Genomic DNA, 17,891 nt, shown 5'->3' with positions numbered 1-17,891 from the left:
CCCTCCGGGCCCGTGAGACCTTGTGGTCCCGCTTCCGCACACCGCGCCACCGCAACACCGCACACGCACCACTGTGCAGCAGCACCACGCACGAGGAACCTGCACCACCGCATCACCCCGCCGCGGAAGCGGGATCGTGCCCCCATACACGAAGACACAGGTCTAAACCAATTCCCGGTAGGCACTTGTCACCCGGCCCCCGGCCTGATGAGCTATGCCCCGGGACACAACGGACACCCTGGGACTGGGAGATGTCGTGAGCAACGAAAGCTTGGCCAATCTGCTTCGTGAGGAGCGGCGGTTCGCACCGCCTGCCGATCTGGCCGCGAACGCCAACGTCACAGCGGAGGCGTACGAGCAGGCCAAGGCGGACCGGCTGGGCTTCTGGGCCGAGCAGGCCCGCCGCCTGACCTGGGCCACCGAGCCGACCGAGACGCTCGACTGGAGCAACCCGCCCTTCGCGAAGTGGTTCGCGGACGGCGAGCTCAACGTCGCGTACAACTGCGTGGACCGTCACGTCGAGGCGGGCAACGGCGACCGGGTCGCCATCCACTTCGAGGGCGAGCCCGGCGACAGCCGTGCCATCACCTACGCGGAGCTGAAGGACGAGGTCTCCCGCGCGGCGAACGCGCTGACCGAGCTCGGTGTCGGCAAGGGCGACCGCGTCGCCGTCTACCTGCCGATGATCCCCGAGGCCGCCGTAGCGATGCTGGCCTGCGCCCGCATCGGTGCCGCGCACTCGGTCGTCTTCGGCGGCTTCTCCGCCGACGCCATCGCCGCCCGCATCCAGGACGCGGACGCGAAGGTCGTCATCACCTCCGACGGCGGCTACCGCCGCGGCAAGCCCTCCGCGCTCAAGCCCGCGGTCGACGACGCCGTCTCCCGTATCGACAGCGTCGAGCACGTCCTCGTCGTCCGCCGCACCGGCCAGGACACCGCGTGGACCGAGGGACGCGACGTCTGGTGGCACGAGATCACCGCGCGCCAGTCCACCGAGCACACCCCCGAGGCGTTCGAGGCCGAGCAGCCGCTGTTCATCCTCTACACCTCGGGCACGACCGGGAAGCCCAAGGGCATCCTGCACACCTCCGGCGGCTACCTCACCCAGGCCGCTTACACCCACCATGCGGTCTTCGACCTGAAGCCCGAGACCGATGTCTACTGGTGCACCGCCGACATCGGCTGGGTGACCGGCCACTCCTACATCGTCTACGGGCCGCTGGCCAACGGTGCGACGCAGGTCATGTACGAGGGCACGCCCGACACCCCGCACCAGGGGCGCTTCTGGGAGATCGTCCAGAAGTACGGCGTCACGATCCTCTACACCGCGCCGACCGCGATCCGCACGTTCATGAAGTGGGGTGACGACATCCCCGCCAAGTTCGACCTGAGCAGTCTCCGGGTCCTGGGTTCGGTCGGTGAGCCGATCAACCCCGAGGCGTGGATGTGGTACCGCAAGCACATCGGCGCCGACAAGTGCCCGATCGTGGACACCTGGTGGCAGACCGAGACCGGCGCGATGATGATCTCGCCGCTCCCCGGCGTCACCGAGACCAAGCCGGGCAGCGCCCAGCGCGCCCTGCCGGGCATCTCCGCCACTGTCGTCGACGACGAGGCCCGCGAGGTACCGGACGGCGGAGGCGGCTACCTCGTCCTCACCGAGCCGTGGCCCTCCATGCTGCGCACCATCTGGCGCGACGACCAGCGGTTCCTCGACACCTACTGGTCCCGCTTCGAGGGCAAGTACTTCGCGGGCGACGGCGCCAAGAAGGACGAGGACGGCGACATCTGGCTGCTGGGCCGCGTCGACGACGTCATGCTCGTGTCCGGACACAACATCTCGACCACCGAGGTCGAATCCGCGCTCGTGTCGCACCCGGCAGTCGCCGAGGCCGCCGTCGTCGGCGCCGCCGACGAGACGACCGGCCAGGCCATCGTCGCGTTCGTCATCCTGCGCGGCACCGCCACCGCCTCCGACGACCTTGTCGCGGAACTCCGCAACCACGTCGGCACCACCCTCGGCCCCATCGCCAAGCCCAAGCGGATCATGCCGGTCGCCGAACTCCCCAAGACCCGCTCCGGCAAGATCATGCGACGCCTCCTCCGCGACGTCGCCGAGAACCGCGCCCTGGGCGACGTCACCACACTGACCGACTCCTCGGTCATGGACCTCATCCAGACCCAGCTGCCCCAGTCCTCCTCCGAGGACTGAGACCCGAGGGACCTCAGAATCCTCGGAGGTCCCAGGGACCCCAGGGACCCGAGACACCTCAGGAACCCGAGAAGCAGTGCACCCCCCGAAGGGCATCCGGCAACGCGCCGGATGCCCTTCGGGCATTTAGGGTGATGATCACCGGTCACCGCCCCGCGCACCCCGGGTACAGTGGCAGCTGATCAATAAAACGATAAGAAATCTCCACAGGGTGTGCCGGGAAGTCTGGTCGGCAAGTGCATCAGCCATGCCATCGCTGCCGTACCGACCCGGAGGTCTCCCCCCGTGGCCACGCCCACCCCCGCACCCCCCTCCCCGCGTCGCACCTTCCTGGGACGCCTGCCGCTCCCCGAGCGCAACTACCTCACCGACGCCCTGCGCACGGAGACCGTCGGCGGAGTCATCCTGCTGGTCGCCGCCGTGGGCGCACTCATCTGGGCGAACACCTTCGGATCGAGCTACTCGTCGGTCAGCCATTTCCACATCGGGCCCGGGTCGCTCGGCCTCCATCTCTCCGTGGCGCACTGGGCGGCCGACGGACTGCTCGCGGTCTTCTTCTTCGTGGCGGGTGTCGAGCTCAAGCGCGAACTCGTCGCGGGTGAGCTGCGCGACCCGAAGGCGGCCGCGCTCCCGGTCGTCGCCGCGCTGTGCGGAATGGCCGTGCCGGCCGTCGTCTACACGCTGGTGAACGTGATCGGCAACGGCTCCACGGACGGCTGGGCCGTCCCCACGGCCACCGACATCGCCTTCGCGCTCGCCGTCCTCGCCGTCATCGGCACCTCGCTGCCGTCCGCGCTCCGCGCGTTCCTGCTGACCCTCGCCGTCGTCGACGACCTCTTCGCGATCCTGATCATCGCGGTGTTCTTCACCGAGAACATCGACTTCATCGCTCTCATCGGCGCCTTCGTCGGTCTGGCCGTCTTCTATCTGCTGCTGCGGCTGAACGTGCGCGGCTGGTACGTCTACGTACCGCTCGCCCTGGTCATCTGGGGGCTGATGTACAACAGCGGCGTCCACGCCACCATCGCCGGTGTCGCCATGGGCCTGATGCTGCGCTGCACCCGGCGCGAGGGCGAGGACCACTCCCCCGGCGAACGCATCGAACACCTGGTCCGCCCGCTGTCCGCCGGTTTCGCCGTACCGCTCTTCGCGCTCTTCTCCGCCGGGGTCTCCCTCTCAGGCGGCGCGCTGGCCGGCGTGTTCACCCGGCCCGAAACGCTCGGTGTCGTCCTGGGACTCGTCGCCGGCAAGACCATCGGCATCTTCGGCGGTACGTGGCTGGCCACCCGGTTCACCAAGGCGGAGCTGAACAAGGACCTGGCCTGGGCCGATGTATTCGCGGTCGCCTCACTCGCCGGCATCGGCTTCACCGTCTCGCTGCTGATCGGGGAGCTCGCCTTCGTCGGCGACGACGACATGATCAACGAGATCAAGGCGTCGGTTCTCATCGGTTCGCTGATTGCCGCCGTACTCTCCGGTGTACTGCTCAAACTGCGGGTACGCAGATACCGGGAGCTGTTCGACGCCGAGGAACTCGACGAGGACGCGTCCGGGGTCCCGGACATCTACGAGCAGGACGATCCGGAGTACCACCTGCGAATGGCCGCGCTGTACGAGAAGAAGGCGGCCGAGCACCGCCGCCTTGCCCAACTGGCGGGGGCAGCGAGCAGCAAGCCGGACAGTCCGGCATGATCTGACATCGGATGTGTTGAACAGGAGAGGGAGTCAGGGATGAGCGACCCCGGCAATTACGCGGGCAGCGCCGACCGTAGTCTCGGCCAGCTGGTCGCCTCGGCGACGGCCGAACTGTCGGCGCTGGTGCACGACGAGATTGCCCTGGCCAAGGCCGAGGTGCGACAGGACGTCAAGCGCGGCGTCATCGGCAGCGTGGCGTTCATCGTCACGGGTGTGCTGATTCTGTTCGCCATCCCGGTGCTGAGCTTCGCGGCCGCGTACGGAATCCACAACCTGGGACTGGGGCTCGCCTGGTCGTTCCTGATCGTGGGCGGTGCGTTCATCCTGCTGGGGATCCTGCTCGCACTCTTCGGCTACGCCAAGTTCAAGAAGGTCAAGCCGCCGGAGAAGTCCATCGCCTCGGCCAAGCAGACCGCCGCCGTCCTGCAGGGCGTCAAGCCGCACCCGCGGGCGACCGTCGGCGCCGACGCGATCCTGCCGGTGGGCGGCAGCACACTTGCGGACAAGGCCATCGAGAACCGTCCGGTCCAGGACAAGGCGTCAGCTGTGGCACGCTCATCCACATGACGGTCCCCGATTCCAGCGCATTCCGCCCTGTGGGCCCGGAAGACCGGGCAGGCCACGAGAAGCCGGCCGGTCCGGCGGGCCCCGCCCCCATCCCGGCCTCCCCGGCCCCAGGTGGCCCGTCGGGCCCCGCTGCCGCGGCCGGCGGCCCCGTCCGCATCGAAGGCCCCTGGACCCACCGGGACGTCGCGGCCAACGGTGCCCGCTTCCACATCGCCGAAATGGGGGAAGGGCCCCTGGTCCTCCTCCTGCACGGCTTTCCGCAGTTCTGGTGGACCTGGCGCCACCAGCTCCCGGCACTCGCCGACGCGGGCTTCCGGGCCGTTGCGATGGACCTGCGCGGAGTGGGCGGCAGCGACCGGACGCCACGCGGTTACGACCCCGCCAACCTGGCGCTCGACATCACCGGCGTCATCCGCTCACTCGGCGAGCCGGACGCCGCGCTGGTCGGCCACGACATGGGCGGCTACCTGGCCTGGACGGCCGCGGTGATGCGTCCGAAGCTGGTGCGCCGGCTGGTCGTCTCCTCGATGCCGCATCCGCGCCGGTGGCGCTCCTCGATGCTCTCCGACTTCGCCCAGTCGCGCGCGGGCTCGTACATCTGGGGCTTCCAGCGGCCGTGGGTGCCGGAGCGTCAGCTCGTGGCGGACGATGCGGCGTTGGTGGGGCGGCTGATCCACGAGTGGGCCGGACCGGGCACGGCGGAGTTCCCCGACGACGCGACGCTGGACGTCTACCGGCGCGCCATGTCCATCCCCTCGACCGCGCACTGCTCGATCGAGCCCTACCGCTGGATGGTGCGTTCGCTGGCTCGACCGGACGGCATCCAGTTCAACCGGCGCATGAAGCGGCCGGTGCGGGTGCCCACCCTGCATCTGCACGGTTCACTCGATCCGGCGGTCCGAACCCGGAGCTCGGCGGGGTCCGGCGAATACGTCGAGGCGCCGTACCGTTGGCGACTTTTCGACGGTCTGGGGCACTTCCCCCACGAGGAGGATCCGGCCGGGTTCTCCGCCGAACTCATCAGCTGGCTCAAGGATTCCGAGCCCGATCGCTAGGCGACGCGCACACGCGTCCGACGAACAGCCACTTGCCTGCCGCATAGGCCAATTGGCTGGCGGATGGGCGGTTACCGACCATGCGTCACGGGCAGACGTCCGAGTATGGGCTGGACGCACGACTTCGGTGACACAGCACGCAATCGTCGCTCGACCGCCACGGCGGCTCCGGGCACTCATGAGGGGGGCGGCCTCCAGGGCCGGGTGCACACTATGCATGTTCTGCATGATCCCCGGCTCGGCATTCCGCGCATCCTCCGCCGCCGGGCCCGCTGGGTCTCGGCGCGGCTGCGCCATCCGCGCGGATGACCCACGGTCCCGCAACCCCGCAGGCGGGACCTTCGGCCCCTAGAGCGCGCACCCCTGACTGTCGACCTGCTGGTTGGCCGTACGACCCTGCGTGATGTCCTGGCGGATCTCGTCGGCCGTGAGGGCGTAGCCGGTGTCGGGGTCGTCGAGCGATTTGGCGAAGACGACCCCGTACACCTTGCCGTCGGGCGTCAGCAGCGGGCCGCCGGAATTGCCCTGACGGACCGTCGTGAAGAGCGAGTACACATCGCGCCGGACGGTGCCCCGGTGGTAGATGTCGGGCCCGCTCGCGTCGATGCGGGCCCGGACGCGCGCGGAGCGTACGTCGTACGAGCCGTTCTCCGGGAACCCCGCGACGATTGCGCTGTTCCCGGTCTCGGCATCGTGGTCGGTGTCGGTGAACCGCAGCGGCTTCGCGTCGAGGTCCGGCACGTCGAGTACGGCGATGTCGCGCTGCCAGTCGTAGAGGACGACCTTCGCGTCGTACAGCCGTCCCTGGCCGCCGATCTGCACGGTCGGCTCGTCGACGCCGCCGACGACGTGGGCGTTGGTCATCACCCGGCGGTCGGAGAAGACGAATCCGGTGCCTTCGAGGACCTTGCCGCAGCTCGGGGCCGTACCGACGACCTTGACGATCGAATCCTTGGCACGGGCGGCGACGGGGCTGCCGGCCAGGGCCGGGTCGGGGGCCCTGACCTCGGTGATGGGTTCATTGGCGAACGGGCTGAAGACCTGCGGGAAGCCGTTCTGCGCGAGGACCGAGGAGAAGTCCGTGAACCAGGTCGAGGCCTGGGGCGGCATGACCCGGGAGATGCCGAGCAGGACGGAGGAGTTGCGGACCTCCTTGCCCAGCGTCGGCAGGGACGTACCGGCCAGCGCGGAGCCGATCAGCCAGGCCACCAGCAGCATCGCGACGACGTTGACGAGGGAGCCGCCCGTCGCGTCGAGGGCACGCGCGGGCGACCACGTGATGTATCTGCGGAGCTTGTTCCCCAGGTGAGTGGTGAAGGCCTGGCCCACCGAGGCGCACACGATCACGATGACGACCGCGACGATGGCCGCGGTCGACGAGACCTCCGAGCCATCCGTCACCTGGTCCCACAGGATGGGCAGCAGATAGACGGCGACGAGACCGCCGCCCAGGAACCCGATCACCGACAGAATGCCGACGACGAACCCCTGGCGGTAGCCGATGACCGCGAACCACACGGCGCCGGCCAGCAGCAGGATGTCCAGCACGTTCACCGTCTATTGCCTCGCAGATTCGTCACCGGGCCCGTACGTCTCCCCGTGACCGGGAAGGCCCGGAGCAGCGGAGCACGGAGTCAGCCTGTCATGCGCGCCAGTCGAGCGGCACCTGCTTGGCCCTGTCCCAGGGGCGCTCCCAGCCCGCGAAGTGCAGAATCCGGTCGATCACCCCGGCCGTGAACCCCCATACGAGTGCGGATTCGACCAGAAATGCCGGGCCGCAATGGCCGCTGGGATGGCGCGTGGTCACCCGGTTGGCCGGATCAGTGAGATCGGCCACGGGAACGGTGAAGACCCGGGCGGTCTCGGCGGGATCGACGACCCCGACCGGGCTGGGCGAACGCCACCAGCCGAGCACGGGCGTCACCACGAAGCTGCTCACGGGGATGTAGAGCCGGGGCAGCACGCCGAAGATCTGCACCCCGTGCGGATCGAGACCGGTCTCCTCCTCCGCCTCGCGCAGCGCGGCCCGCAGCGGCCCTGTCGTCTCCTGGTCGCCGTCGGCCGGGTCGAGGGAGCCGCCGGGGAAGGACGGCTGGCCCGGGTGGGAACGCAGGCTTCCGGCGCGCTCCATCAGGAGCAGCTCCGGCCCGCGTGCGCCCTCGCCGAACAGGACGAGCACGGCGGACTGCCGCCCGGCACCGCTCGCGGGCGGCAGAAAGCGGCTGAGCTGCTGCGGCTCGATGGTGCGCGCCGCTCGGGCGACGGGGTCCAGCCAGCCGGGCAGGCCCTCGGCCGTGACGTCGATCGCGGCGTCGTCCCGGGCATCGTCTGCGGTGGTGCGGGCGGCTTCGCGCGCGTCGTGTGACGCGCCCGGTGCGGCCGCCGCACCGGGCTCGGCCCCTGCCGCGGCGGTGGCCGCGTCCGTGCTGTGTTCATGCGTCTTCATAGGCACCCCTCGCTTCACAACGCCTGTCCTCACGCATTTCGTTCCGGCGCGGTCCGCCGTGTCAGCCGGCGCCCAGGGCGGGGGCGGGTCTGCCCGGGTAGTCCGCCGGTGGACTCAGCCGCTGCCCCGGCTGACCCCCCATCTCGTACTTCAGGAGCTTCCGGGCCTTCTCCGGGTCGGTCTCGCCCTCACCGTACGAGGGACAGAGCGGGGCGACCGGACAGGCGCCGCAGGCGGGCTTGCGGGCGTGACAGATGCGGCGGCCGTGGAAGACGACGCGGTGCGAGAGCATCGTCCACTCGCTCTTGGGGAAGATCGCCGCGACCTCGGCCTCGACCTTCTCCGGATCCTCCTGCTCGGTCCACTTCCAGCGGCGGACCAGTCGGCCGAAGTGCGTGTCGACCGTGATGCCCGGAACACCGAAGGCGTTGCCGAGGACGACGTTGGCGGTCTTGCGGCCGACCCCGGGCAGCGTCACGAGATCCGCCAGGCGCCCCGGCACCTCGCCGTCGAAACGGTCCCGGAGGGCAACGGAGAGACCTATCAGCGACTTGGTCTTCGCCCGGAAGAAGCCGGTCGGCCGAATGATCTCTTCCATTTCCTCCGGGACGGCCATCGCCATGTCCTCCGGAGTCGGGTACTTCGCGAACAGCGCGGGCGTCGTCTGGTTCACCCGCAGGTCCGTCGTCTGCGCCGACAGCACGGTGGCCACCAGCAGCTCGAAGGGCGTCTCGAAGTCCAGCTCCGGATGCGCGTACGGATACGTCTCCGCCAGGACGCGGTTGATCTTCCGCGCCCGCCGCACCATCGCCAGGTGCGACTCCGGCTTCTTCGGCTTCGCAGCCGCCTTCACCGCCGGTTCGACCGCGGGCTTCCGGACCTTGCTCTCTGCCATGCACGAAGGCTACGCCGACGGGGCGAACCCACGGGGCCGGTTCATGAGCCGGTCACGATGTCGGCAGGTCCCGTGCGCAACCGCGGGTCCGGGAGTCCCGGCCGCATGTGTCAGGACGCCGGCCCGTGGTTCCGGGGCGGCGTCCTGAGGATTGCCGGGATCAGCCGACGGAGGAAGGTTCCCCGGCGACACGGGCTGCGGCGGCCCGATCCGGGGTGCGCAGGGCGAGGGCGGAGGCGAGCGCCCCGGCGAGGGCCAGGGCGGCCGCACCGAGGAAGGCCGCGGAGAAGCCGTCGGTGAGGGCCTGGGGGTTGCCGAGTTCGCCGGCCCCGTTGGCGGCGGCTACGGCGGTCATCGCGGCGAGGCCGAGGGCCGAACCGACCTGGTAGCTGGTGTTGACGATGCCGGAGGCGAGGCCGCCCTCCGCCGGGTCGGGGATGGCGAGCGCGGTCCCCAGCGAGGGGATGAAGGCGAGCGACATGCCGACCGCGGCGAGCAGCGAGGCGGGCAGGACGTCCACGACGAAGCTGCCGTCGGGCCGGACGAAGGAGAGCCAGACCATGCCGGCCGCCAGAGCCAGCAGCCCGGTGACGATGAGCGGTTTCGGCCCGAAGCGGGCGATCAGCCGGGGTGCCAGCACGATCATCATCAGCATGATGGCGGCGGTCATCGGCAGCAGCGCGGCGCCCGAGGCGAACGCTTCGAGTCCCAGCACCTGCTGGAGGTAGAGGTTGAGGAAGAACCACATCGGGATCCATGCCGACGCCATCAGCAGCTGGGCGAGGTTGGCCCCGGCCAGGCCGGGGCTGCGCCAGATGCCGAGTCGCATCAGCGGTGCGCGACGCCTGGCCTGGATGGCGACGAACGCGCCGATCAGCAACAGGCCGCCGGCCAGTACGAGCCAGGTGTCCGCCGAGCCCCACCCGGTCTCCGGAGCGCGGACCACGCCGTAGACGGTGACGGCCAGGCCGAGGGTGACGGTGACGGCCCCGAGCCAGTCGACCGAGCCACGGCGGGCGGCGGCGGCCGGCATCACGCCGGGGGTGACGAGCAGGACGCCGAGCGCGACCGGGATGTTGATCCAGAAGACCCACTGCCAGCTGGCGTACTGGGTGATCAGTCCGCCGAGGAAGACGCCGGCGGTGCCGCCGGCCGGCGCGGCCGCGCCGTACAGGGCGAACGCCTTGGTGAGCTCCTGGGGCCGTCCGCCGAACAGGGTCATCAGAAGGGTCAGCGCAGCGGGTGCGATCAGCGCGGAACCGGCGCCCTGTACGGCCCGGCCGACCAGTTCGGTCCAGGCCTCGCCGGCCAGCCCGGCGACCGCCGACCCGACGGCCAGCACCACCCAGCCGGCCACGAACAGCCGCTTGGCGCCGAACAGATCGGAGAGGCGGCCGCCGAGCAGCAGCAGTCCGCCGAAGGCGACGACGTAGGCGTTGAAGACCCAGGACAGGTTCTCCTGCGAGAAGCCGAGATCCCTCTGCATCTCGGGCAGGGCCACGCCGATGATCGAGGTGTCCATGATCACCACGAACTGGGCGAGGGCGATCAGGGCGAGTGCCGTCCAGCGTCTGGGTGCGGGCGCAGGCGCGGTTGGCGCGTTGAGGTCGGACATGACCGTGTACTCCTATGCCGGAAGGGAGGGAAGCGGATCGGGCTGCGCGGCGCCTCAGTGCTGGTGGTCGCCGTCGTGCTCCGCGGGCGCCGACGCGGACGGGGTGGCCGGGTCGGCTGCGTTCGCCGGGCTGTCGGCGGCCGTGACCGTGAAGGCGGCGGTGCGGACCACGCCCCCGTGCCGGAAGTCCAGGAAGAGGCGGTAGCCGCCCCGGCTCGGCGCGGTGGTGGTGAAGGTGATGTCCGGGCCGGGCTCGGTGCCGGCGTCACCCGGCTCACCGTCCGGGTGGACGTGCAGGTAGGCGAGGTCGCCGGCCCGCAGGGCGACCAGGTGGCCGTAGGCGCCGAGGTAGGGCTGGAGATCGGTGACGGGCCTGCCGTCCTTGGCGACGGCGAGGCTGAGACGGGTGGCGCGGCCGGGGGTGAGGTCGCCGGTCAGGGTGACGCGGTAGCCGTCGACGGTGACGGTGCGTCCCGTCTCGGCCGGAGGTACGGGGCGCAGGTCGCCGGCCGCGTGCAGGTCGGCGCCGAGGGTGAGGCCCTGCGAGGCGCCGGCCGGGGTGAAGTCGGCGAAGACGCGGTACTCGCCGGCGGCGGGCACGGCGGCAGTGGCGCGCCAGGTGCCTTCGGCGGCGCGGGTGGGATGCAGGTGCTGGAAGGTGGAGAGGTCGCGCGGGGCGACGATGAGGTGCAACTCCTTGCCGTGCGCGGGCTGGTAGGCGGTGACGGGACTGCCGTCCGCTCCGAGGATCCGGAAGCGCAGGTCGACGGGGGCGCCGGCGGTGACGTAGGAGTCGCCGAGGCTGAGCGTGTAGCCGCGCTCGGAGATCTGCAGGCCCCCGGGAAGGTGACCGGCGCCGCCCGACGCGCCGTCGCCGTCGCCGTCCGGGGGAGCCGGATCCGAAGGAGCGGTGGCCGATGTGTGCCCCGCGTGGGCGGCGGTGGACGGCTTCGGGGACGTGCCGCCGGTGGCGTGGCCGATGCCGTACGAGGTTCCGAAGACGGTGGCGAGGCCGGCGGTGAAGGCGGTGATCTTCAGTGCGGTGTTCATGGCGGACTCCTCAGCGGATCGGACGGAAGGGAACACGTGCGGAAGGGAACGTGCGGGCGTCGCGACACACGCAGTAGATACCCCCTAGGGGTATCCAGTCAACCGGAATCCACGTACCGGGTGGGGGTATATGAGCCGACGCCTGCCCCGACTCGACAGCAAGGCCCCCCAAACCCCCGGCGGCGACGACGGCCGCCCGACCCGCGCACCCCCTCCGGGGCATTTGCGGCATTCCTCCGACCCTTCGCGGTCCGTTCGCCCACAGCGGAATTCCGCTCGGCCGATACCCCGTCAGCCCCCTTGACCTGCGCTCCCACCGGCGTTCCGGTCACCCGTCCGGCCCAGCGCCCGCCGCCGGCATCCACCCCGCTCAGCGACGATCGGCCCCCAATCGGCCCCCTGCCGCACGCCCCGGCACGTGCGTGCGTCAAACTGGTTTGTGATTGATCGCACTGTTTTACCGTCCGGCATGATGGGGACCACGGTTCCCTGAACAGGCCGACAAGGAGAGAACTCGTGGACGACGTTCTGCGGCGCGCCCCGCTTTTCGCGGCGCTCGATGACGAGCAGGCCGCGGAGCTCCGCGCCTCGATGAGTGAGGTGACCCTCGCGCGCGGCGACGCGCTGTTCCACGAGGGTGACCCGGGTGACCGCCTCTATGTGGTCACCGAGGGCAAGGTGAAGCTCCACCGCACCTCCCCCGACGGGCGCGAGAACATGCTGGCGGTCCTCGGCCCCGGCGAACTGATCGGTGAGCTGTCGCTCTTCGACCCGGGCCCCCGTACCGCCACCGCGACCGCGCTGACCGAGGTCAAGCTCCTCGGTCTCGGCCACGGCGACCTTCAGCCCTGGCTGAACGTGCGCCCCGAGGTGGCCACGGCCCTGCTGCGCGCCGTCGCCCGGCGCCTGCGCAAGACCAACGACCAGATGTCCGACCTGGTCTTCTCCGACGTGCCGGGCCGTGTCGCCCGTGCCCTCCTCGACCTGTCGCGCCGCTTCGGCGTCCAGTCGGAGGAAGGCATCCACGTCGTGCACGACCTGACGCAGGAGGAGCTGGCCCAGCTGGTCGGCGCCTCCCGCGAGACGGTCAACAAGGCCCTCGCCGACTTTGCCGGCCGCGGCTGGCTGCGGCTCGAAGCCCGTGCCGTGATCCTGCTGGACGTGGAGCGGCTGGCCAAGCGGTCCCGCTGACCCGTCGTCGTACGCAACGCCCGAGGGCCCCGCCGATGTCGGCGGGGCCCTCGCGTACGTATCCGGGGCAGGGCCCGTCAGATCAGTCCGTGCTCACGCAGATACTCCAGCTGCGCCCGCACCGACAGCTCCGCCGCAGGCCACAGGGACCGGTCCACGTCCGCGTACACATGCGCCACCACCTGGGACGACGTCAGGTAGCCGGACTCCACGGCCGTCTCCACCTGGGCCAGCCGGTGCGCGCGGTGGGCCAGGTAGAACTCGACCGCGCCCTGCGCGTCGTCCAGCACCGGGCCGTGTCCCGGCAGCACCGTGTGCACCCCGTCGTCGACCGTCAGCGAGCGCAGCCGCCGCAGCGAGTCGAGGTAGTCCCCCAGCCGCCCGTCCGGGTGCGCCACCAGCGTCGTCCCACGCCCGAGGACCGTGTCCCCCGTCAGCACCGCGCGGTCGGCCGGCAGATGGAAGGAGAGCGAGTCCGCGGTGTGGCCCGGGGTCGGCACCACGTACATCTCCAGACCACCGGTCGTGATCACGTCCCCCGTGCCCAGCCCCTCGTCGCCGAGACGCAGCTCCGGGTCCAGGGCCCGCACCTTCGTACGGGTCAGCTCGGCGAACCTGGCCGCGCCCTCCGCGTGGTCGGGATGCCCGTGGGTGAGGAGCGTGAGCGCGATCCGGCGCCCCGCCCGCTCGGCGGTGTCGACGACAGCCCGCAGATGCGCCTCGTCCAGCGGGCCCGGGTCGATGACCACCGCGAGGTCGGAGTCGGGCTCGGCGACGATCCAGGTGTTGGTGCCGTCCAGCGTCATCGCCGACGCGTTGGGCGCGAGGACGTTGACCGTACGGGTCGTGGCCGGCCCGGACAGCACCCCGCCGCGCGGCTGTCCGGGCAGCGCTGCGGCCTCGCTCATGCGGAACCACCGCCCGTACCGCCCGTGGGGAGGCGCTTGGTGAACTCCTCGTGCCCCGGCCAGCTCAGCACCAGCTCGTCGCCCTCCAGACGGGCCTGTGCCAGTACGGGGGTGAGGTCCTGGCCCGATGCGGCCTCCAGCGCCTGCGCGGCGGTGGCGTACGGCCTGAGCGCGCGCAGCGTGGAAACCGTCGGCGGCATCATCGTCAGCTCCCCGCGGTCGTATCCGTCGGCGGCCTCGCCCGGACCGATCCACACCGTGCGGTCGGCCTCCGTCGAGGCGTTGCGGGTGCGCTGACCGGCCGGGAGCGCGGCGACGAAGAACCACGTGTCGTAGCGGCGCGGTTCGAACTCCGGAGTGATCCAGCGCGCCCACGCGCCGAGCAGGTCCGAGCGCAGCACCAGCCCGCGCCGGTCGAGGAACTCGGCGAACGACAGCTCCCGCGCGACCAGGGCCTCGCGGTCGGCCTCCCAGTCCGCACCGGTGGTGTCCGTGACGACCGTGCCGGCGGTCGGTCCCGCGAGCAGGACGCCCGCCTCCTCGTACGTCTCACGGACCGCCGCGCAGACGATCGCCTGCGCCTCGGCCGGCGTACCGGCACCGAGCCGCTTCGCCCAGTCCTCCAGCGAGGGTCCTGCCCAGCCGACGAGGCGGTCGTCGTCGCGCGGGTCGACACCGCCACCCGGATAGGCGTACGCCCCTCCGGCAAAGGCCATCGAGGTGCGCCGGCGCAGCATGTGGACCGCGGGCCCGCCCCCGGTACCCGCGGCGGCGTCCCGGAGCAGCATCACGGTGGCGGCCCGCCTGGGGGTGGCTGCCGTCAGTTCGCCTGCGGCTAGGGCCCGGATCCGGTCGGGCCATTCCGGTGGGTACCACTGACCATTGGACATGGCCGGAGGCTATCCGGAACCGCGTCGATGTTCGAGGGGCGCGGTGATCCGTACATGCCCCGTACACAGAGGATCCCGCCCGGTCATGACGACCGGACGGGATCCCCACGGAAGCGGGGCGGAACCCCGGCAGCGGTACGGCTTCGGCTCAGGCTCCGGTCAGCTCGACCTGGACCTCGACCTCGACCGGCGCGTCCAGTGGCAGCACCGCGACGCCGACGGCGCTGCGGGCGTGCACACCCTTGTCGCCGAGCACCGCGCCGAGCAGTTCGCTCGCACCGTTGATCACGGCGGGCTGGCCGGTGAAGTCCGTGGCCGAGGCCACGAATCCGACGACCTTCACGACACGGGCGATCCGGTCCAGGTCGCCCGCGACCGACTTCACGGCGGCCAGCGCATTGAGCGCGCAGGTCTTCGCCAGCTCCTTGGCCTCGTCGGGCGTGACCTCCGCACCGACCTTGCCGGTGACGGCGAGCTTGCCGTCCACCATCGGCAGCTGGCCCGAGGTGTACACGTACACCCCGGACTGCACGGCCGGCTGGTACGAGGCGAGCGGCGGCACGACGTCCGGCAGGGCCAGCCCGAGTTCGGCGAGCTTCGCCTCGACGGCGCCCGCCACTACGACTTCTCCCGCTTCAGGTAGGCCACGAGCTGCTCGGGGTTGTTCGGGCCGGGAACGACCTGGACCAGCTCCCAGCCGTCCTCGCCCCAGGTGTCCAGAATCTGCTTGGTCGCGTGCACGAGAAGAGGCACGGTCACGTATTCCCACTTGGTCATGGCCCGACTGTAATGCCTGGGCAATCCCTGGCACGCGCAGCCTCGTGCGTAGCCTGCGGCGCGACTGGTTAGGCTCGAATACGTGAGCAGGTTCCAGGTCGTCAGCGGCAAGGGCGGTACCGGTAAGACCACGGTCGCCGCCGCCCTCGCGCTCGCCCTCGCGACCGAGGGCAGGCGCACCCTCCTCGTCGAGGTCGAGGGCAGACAGGGCATCGCCCAGCTCTTCGAGGCGGATTCGCTCCCCTACGAGGAGCGCAAGATCGCCGTCGCACCCGGCGGCGGAGAGGTGTACGCCCTCGCGATCGATGCCGAGCGCGCCCTCCTCGACTACCTCCAGATGTTCTACAAGCTCGGCAGCGCGGGCCGGGCGCTGAAGAAACTCGGCGCGATCGACTTCGCCACCACCATCGCGCCCGGTGTCCGGGACGTCCTGCTGACGGGCAAGGCGTGCGAGGCGGTGCGCCGCAAGGACAAGCGGAACCGGTTCGTCTACGACTACGTGATCATGGACGCCCCGCCGACCGGGCGCATCACCCGCTTCCTCAACGTGAACGACGAGGTGGCCGGGCTCGCCCGGATCGGCCCGATACACAATCAGGCACAGGCCGTGATGAGGGTGCTGAAGTCCCCCGAGACCGCGGTGCACCTGGTGACCCTCCTGGAGGAGATGCCGGTCCAGGAGACCGCCGACGGCATCGCGGACCTGCGGGCCGCCGAACTGCCGGTGGGCCGGGTCATCGTGAACATGGTGCGCCCGCACCTGCTCGACGAGGACGCGCTGCGCACCGCCGCGGGCGGGCGGCGCAAGGAGATCGCCAAGACGCTCACCCGGGCGGGCGTGACCGGCTCGGCAGGGCTCGTGCGCCCCCTGGTCGAGCAGGCGGCCGAGCACGCCCAGCGGGTGGAGCTGGAGCGTGAGCAGCGCGCCGTACTGGCGGAGCTCGGACTGCCGGGGTACGAACTCCCGCTGATCGGCGAGGGCGTGGACCCGGCCGGGCTGTACGAGCTGGCGATGGAGCTGCGCAAGCAGGGCGCGGGCGAAGGTGCGGCGGAACAAGGGGTGGGTGCATGACATCGGACACGGGCACGGAAGCGGATACCGGTACGGACGCGGGCGCAGGTACGGCCGCGGCTCTCGCAACGGCCCCCGCCCTGGACACCGACGCCCTGCTCGACGACCCGGACATCCGGATCGTCGTGTGCTGCGGCTCGGGCGGCGTCGGCAAGACGACGACCGCGGCAGCCCTGGGCGTACGCGCGGCCGAGCGCGGGCGCAAGGTCGTCGTCCTCACGATCGACCCGGCGCGCAGGCTCGCCCAGTCCATGGGCATCGACTCCCTGGACAACATCCCCCGCCGGGTGAAGGGTGTCGGGACCGAGGGCGCCGGCGAGCTGCACGCCATGATGCTCGACATGAAGCGGACCTTCGACGAGATCGTCGAGGCGCACGCGGACGGGGAACGGGCCCGCGCGATCCTGGAGAACCCCTTCTACCAGTCCCTGTCGGCCGGTTTCGCGGGCACGCAGGAGTACATGGCGATGGAGAAGCTCGGTCAGCTGCGGGCGCGCGACGAGTGGGACCTGATCGTCGTCGACACCCCGCCGTCGCGATCCGCGCTGGACTTCCTGGACGCGCCGAAGCGGCTGGGCTCGTTCCTGGACGGCAAGTTCATCAAGCTGCTGATGGCCCCGGCGAAAATGGGCGGCCGGGCCGGAATGAAGTTCCTCAACGTGGGCATGTCGATGATGACCGGGACGCTGGGCAAGCTGCTCGGCGGCCAGTTCCTGCGTGATGTGCAGACCTTCGTCGCCGCGATGGACACCATGTTCGGCGGGTTCCGCACCCGCGCCGATGCCACGTACAAGCTCCTCCAGGCACCCGGCACGGCGTTCCTCGTCGTCGCGACGCCGGAGCGGGACGCGCTCCGCGAAGCGGCGTACTTCGTGGAGCGGCTGGCCGCGGAGGACATGCCGCTGGCGGGCCTGGTGCTCAACCGGGTCCACGGCAGTGACGCCGCCCGGCTCTCCTCCGAGCGCGCGCTGGCCGCCGCGGAAAATCTTGAGGCCGACGGCATTGTGGATCAGGGGGCCGGGAAGGCTGGACTTCGTGAGCCCGCCGAATCCCCCGCGGCCGGTTCCGCACAGACCCCGAACACCGCAGGAGCCGCCACCCCCGAACCGTCCGAGCATGCCTCGGAACACGAGCCCGCCGACATCCCTGACGCCCATGCCGGCGCGGATGCCGCGGCAGCAGCCGACTCGACCACAGCCGACTCGATCGCAGACGCCCCGATCGCAGACGCCCCGAGCTCAGACACCGTGGCCGCGAACGCCCCGGCCGCAGACGCCGTAACCGTCGAACAGCTGACGGCCGGTCTGCTGCGTCTGCATGCCGAACGGATGCAGGTGGTCGCGCGCGAACAGCGCACACGCGACCGCTTCACCGCGCTGCACCCCGAGGTGGCCGTGACCGCGGTGGCCGCGCTGCCCGGAGATGTCCATGACCTCGCAGGGCTGCGAGCCATCGGGGACCGGCTCGCGACCGGTACCGCCTCGGCCGGAGCTGCGTAGTCACCCCGTCGTCCGTCCT

The 17,891-nt window shown here is 70.9% G+C and carries 17 protein-coding genes; 8 read left to right on the top strand and 9 right to left on the bottom strand.

The window, feature by feature from the left end; translation table 11 throughout:
• Nucleotides 1-214: 214 nt before the first annotated feature.
• The 5 genes from acs (at nt 215) to OG912_RS18815 (ending at nt 5,838) form a co-directional block, all read left to right on the top strand.
• Complete coding sequence (gene acs, locus OG912_RS18835; protein ID WP_327710367.1) at nt 215-2,212, top strand: acetate--CoA ligase; 1,998 nt, start codon at nt 215-217, stop codon at nt 2,210-2,212.
• A gap of 285 nt (nt 2,213-2,497) precedes the next feature.
• Complete coding sequence (nhaA, locus tag OG912_RS18830; RefSeq protein ID WP_327710366.1) at nt 2,498-3,904, top strand: Na+/H+ antiporter NhaA; 1,407 nt, start codon at nt 2,498-2,500, stop codon at nt 3,902-3,904.
• A gap of 39 nt (nt 3,905-3,943) precedes the next feature.
• Complete coding sequence (locus OG912_RS18825) at nt 3,944-4,474, top strand: phage holin family protein (RefSeq protein WP_326737121.1); 531 nt, start codon at nt 3,944-3,946, stop codon at nt 4,472-4,474.
• Nucleotides 4,471-5,529, top strand: coding sequence for an alpha/beta fold hydrolase (locus tag OG912_RS18820; RefSeq protein ID WP_327710365.1), 1,059 nt, complete (start codon nt 4,471-4,473; stop codon nt 5,527-5,529). Before OG912_RS18825 ends, OG912_RS18820 begins: the two co-directional genes overlap by 4 nt.
• A 105-nt stretch (nt 5,530-5,634) precedes the next feature.
• Complete coding sequence (locus tag OG912_RS18815) at nt 5,635-5,838, top strand: hypothetical protein (RefSeq protein WP_327710364.1); 204 nt, start codon at nt 5,635-5,637, stop codon at nt 5,836-5,838.
• Between the two features lie 39 nt (nt 5,839-5,877).
• On the opposite strand, the gene OG912_RS18810 is transcribed toward OG912_RS18815, so the two are convergent.
• From OG912_RS18810 to OG912_RS18790, 5 genes are all read right to left on the bottom strand, one after another.
• Nucleotides 5,878-7,083 (bottom strand): MarP family serine protease, encoded by a 1,206-nt coding sequence (locus tag OG912_RS18810; RefSeq protein WP_326737124.1) that lies wholly within the window; start codon nt 7,081-7,083, stop codon nt 5,878-5,880.
• A gap of 88 nt (nt 7,084-7,171) precedes the next feature.
• On the bottom strand, nt 7,172-7,975 hold the full coding sequence (locus OG912_RS18805; RefSeq protein ID WP_443060988.1) for an NUDIX hydrolase: 804 nt from the start codon (nt 7,973-7,975) through the stop codon (nt 7,172-7,174).
• Nucleotides 7,976-8,036: 61 nt separating this feature from the next.
• Nucleotides 8,037-8,870 carry an endonuclease III gene (gene nth, locus OG912_RS18800; protein WP_327710362.1) on the bottom strand — a complete coding sequence of 278 codons (834 nt, stop codon included), beginning with the start codon at nt 8,868-8,870 and terminating at the stop codon, nt 8,037-8,039.
• 160 nt (nt 8,871-9,030) lie between these two features.
• Complete coding sequence (locus OG912_RS18795; RefSeq protein WP_327710361.1) at nt 9,031-10,485, bottom strand: MFS transporter; 1,455 nt, start codon at nt 10,483-10,485, stop codon at nt 9,031-9,033.
• A 54-nt stretch (nt 10,486-10,539) separates the two neighbouring features.
• The gene (locus tag OG912_RS18790) at nt 10,540-11,535 is read right to left on the bottom strand and encodes a hypothetical protein (RefSeq protein WP_327710360.1); all 996 of its coding nucleotides are present in this window, start codon (nt 11,533-11,535) and stop codon (nt 10,540-10,542) included.
• Between the two features lie 516 nt (nt 11,536-12,051).
• Here OG912_RS18790 and OG912_RS18785 point away from each other — a divergent pair.
• On the top strand, nt 12,052-12,726 hold the full coding sequence (locus OG912_RS18785) for a Crp/Fnr family transcriptional regulator (RefSeq protein ID WP_123460131.1): 675 nt from the start codon (nt 12,052-12,054) through the stop codon (nt 12,724-12,726).
• Between the two features lie 77 nt (nt 12,727-12,803).
• Here OG912_RS18785 and OG912_RS18780 read toward each other — a convergent pair whose 3' ends face one another.
• From OG912_RS18780 to OG912_RS18765, 4 genes are all read right to left on the bottom strand, one after another.
• Nucleotides 12,804-13,634, bottom strand: coding sequence for an MBL fold metallo-hydrolase (locus OG912_RS18780; RefSeq protein WP_326737129.1), 831 nt, complete (start codon nt 13,632-13,634; stop codon nt 12,804-12,806).
• Nucleotides 13,631-14,524: an NUDIX hydrolase gene (locus OG912_RS18775; protein WP_326737130.1), complete on the bottom strand. Its 894-nt coding sequence runs from the start codon at nt 14,522-14,524 to the stop codon at nt 13,631-13,633. The genes OG912_RS18780 and OG912_RS18775 overlap by 4 nt, the downstream gene beginning before the upstream one ends.
• Before the next feature lie 148 nt (nt 14,525-14,672).
• A complete protein-coding gene (locus OG912_RS18770) occupies nt 14,673-15,143 on the bottom strand; it encodes a RidA family protein (RefSeq protein ID WP_219573178.1) in 471 nt (156 codons plus the stop codon).
• Nucleotides 15,143-15,301, bottom strand: coding sequence for a DUF4177 domain-containing protein (locus tag OG912_RS18765; RefSeq protein ID WP_095874066.1), 159 nt, complete (start codon nt 15,299-15,301; stop codon nt 15,143-15,145). Before OG912_RS18765 ends, OG912_RS18770 begins: the two co-directional genes overlap by 1 nt.
• 82 nt (nt 15,302-15,383) lie before the next feature.
• On the opposite strand from OG912_RS18765, the gene OG912_RS18760 reads away from it, so the two are divergent.
• Both OG912_RS18760 and OG912_RS18755 read left to right on the top strand, forming a co-directional pair.
• On the top strand, nt 15,384-16,373 hold the full coding sequence (locus tag OG912_RS18760) for an ArsA family ATPase (RefSeq protein ID WP_327710359.1): 990 nt from the start codon (nt 15,384-15,386) through the stop codon (nt 16,371-16,373).
• Nucleotides 16,370-17,872 carry an ArsA family ATPase gene (locus OG912_RS18755; RefSeq protein ID WP_327710358.1) on the top strand — a complete coding sequence of 501 codons (1,503 nt, stop codon included), beginning with the start codon at nt 16,370-16,372 and terminating at the stop codon, nt 17,870-17,872. The genes OG912_RS18760 and OG912_RS18755 overlap by 4 nt, the downstream gene beginning before the upstream one ends.
• The last annotated feature ends 19 nt before the right edge of the window (nt 17,873-17,891 follow it).

This window comes from Streptomyces sp. NBC_00464, from assembly GCF_036013915.1.
Classification (GTDB): domain Bacteria; phylum Actinomycetota; class Actinomycetes; order Streptomycetales; family Streptomycetaceae; genus Streptomyces.
Note: the sequence above shows the minus strand (reverse complement) of the source record. Positions and strands in the feature narration are given on the sequence as shown.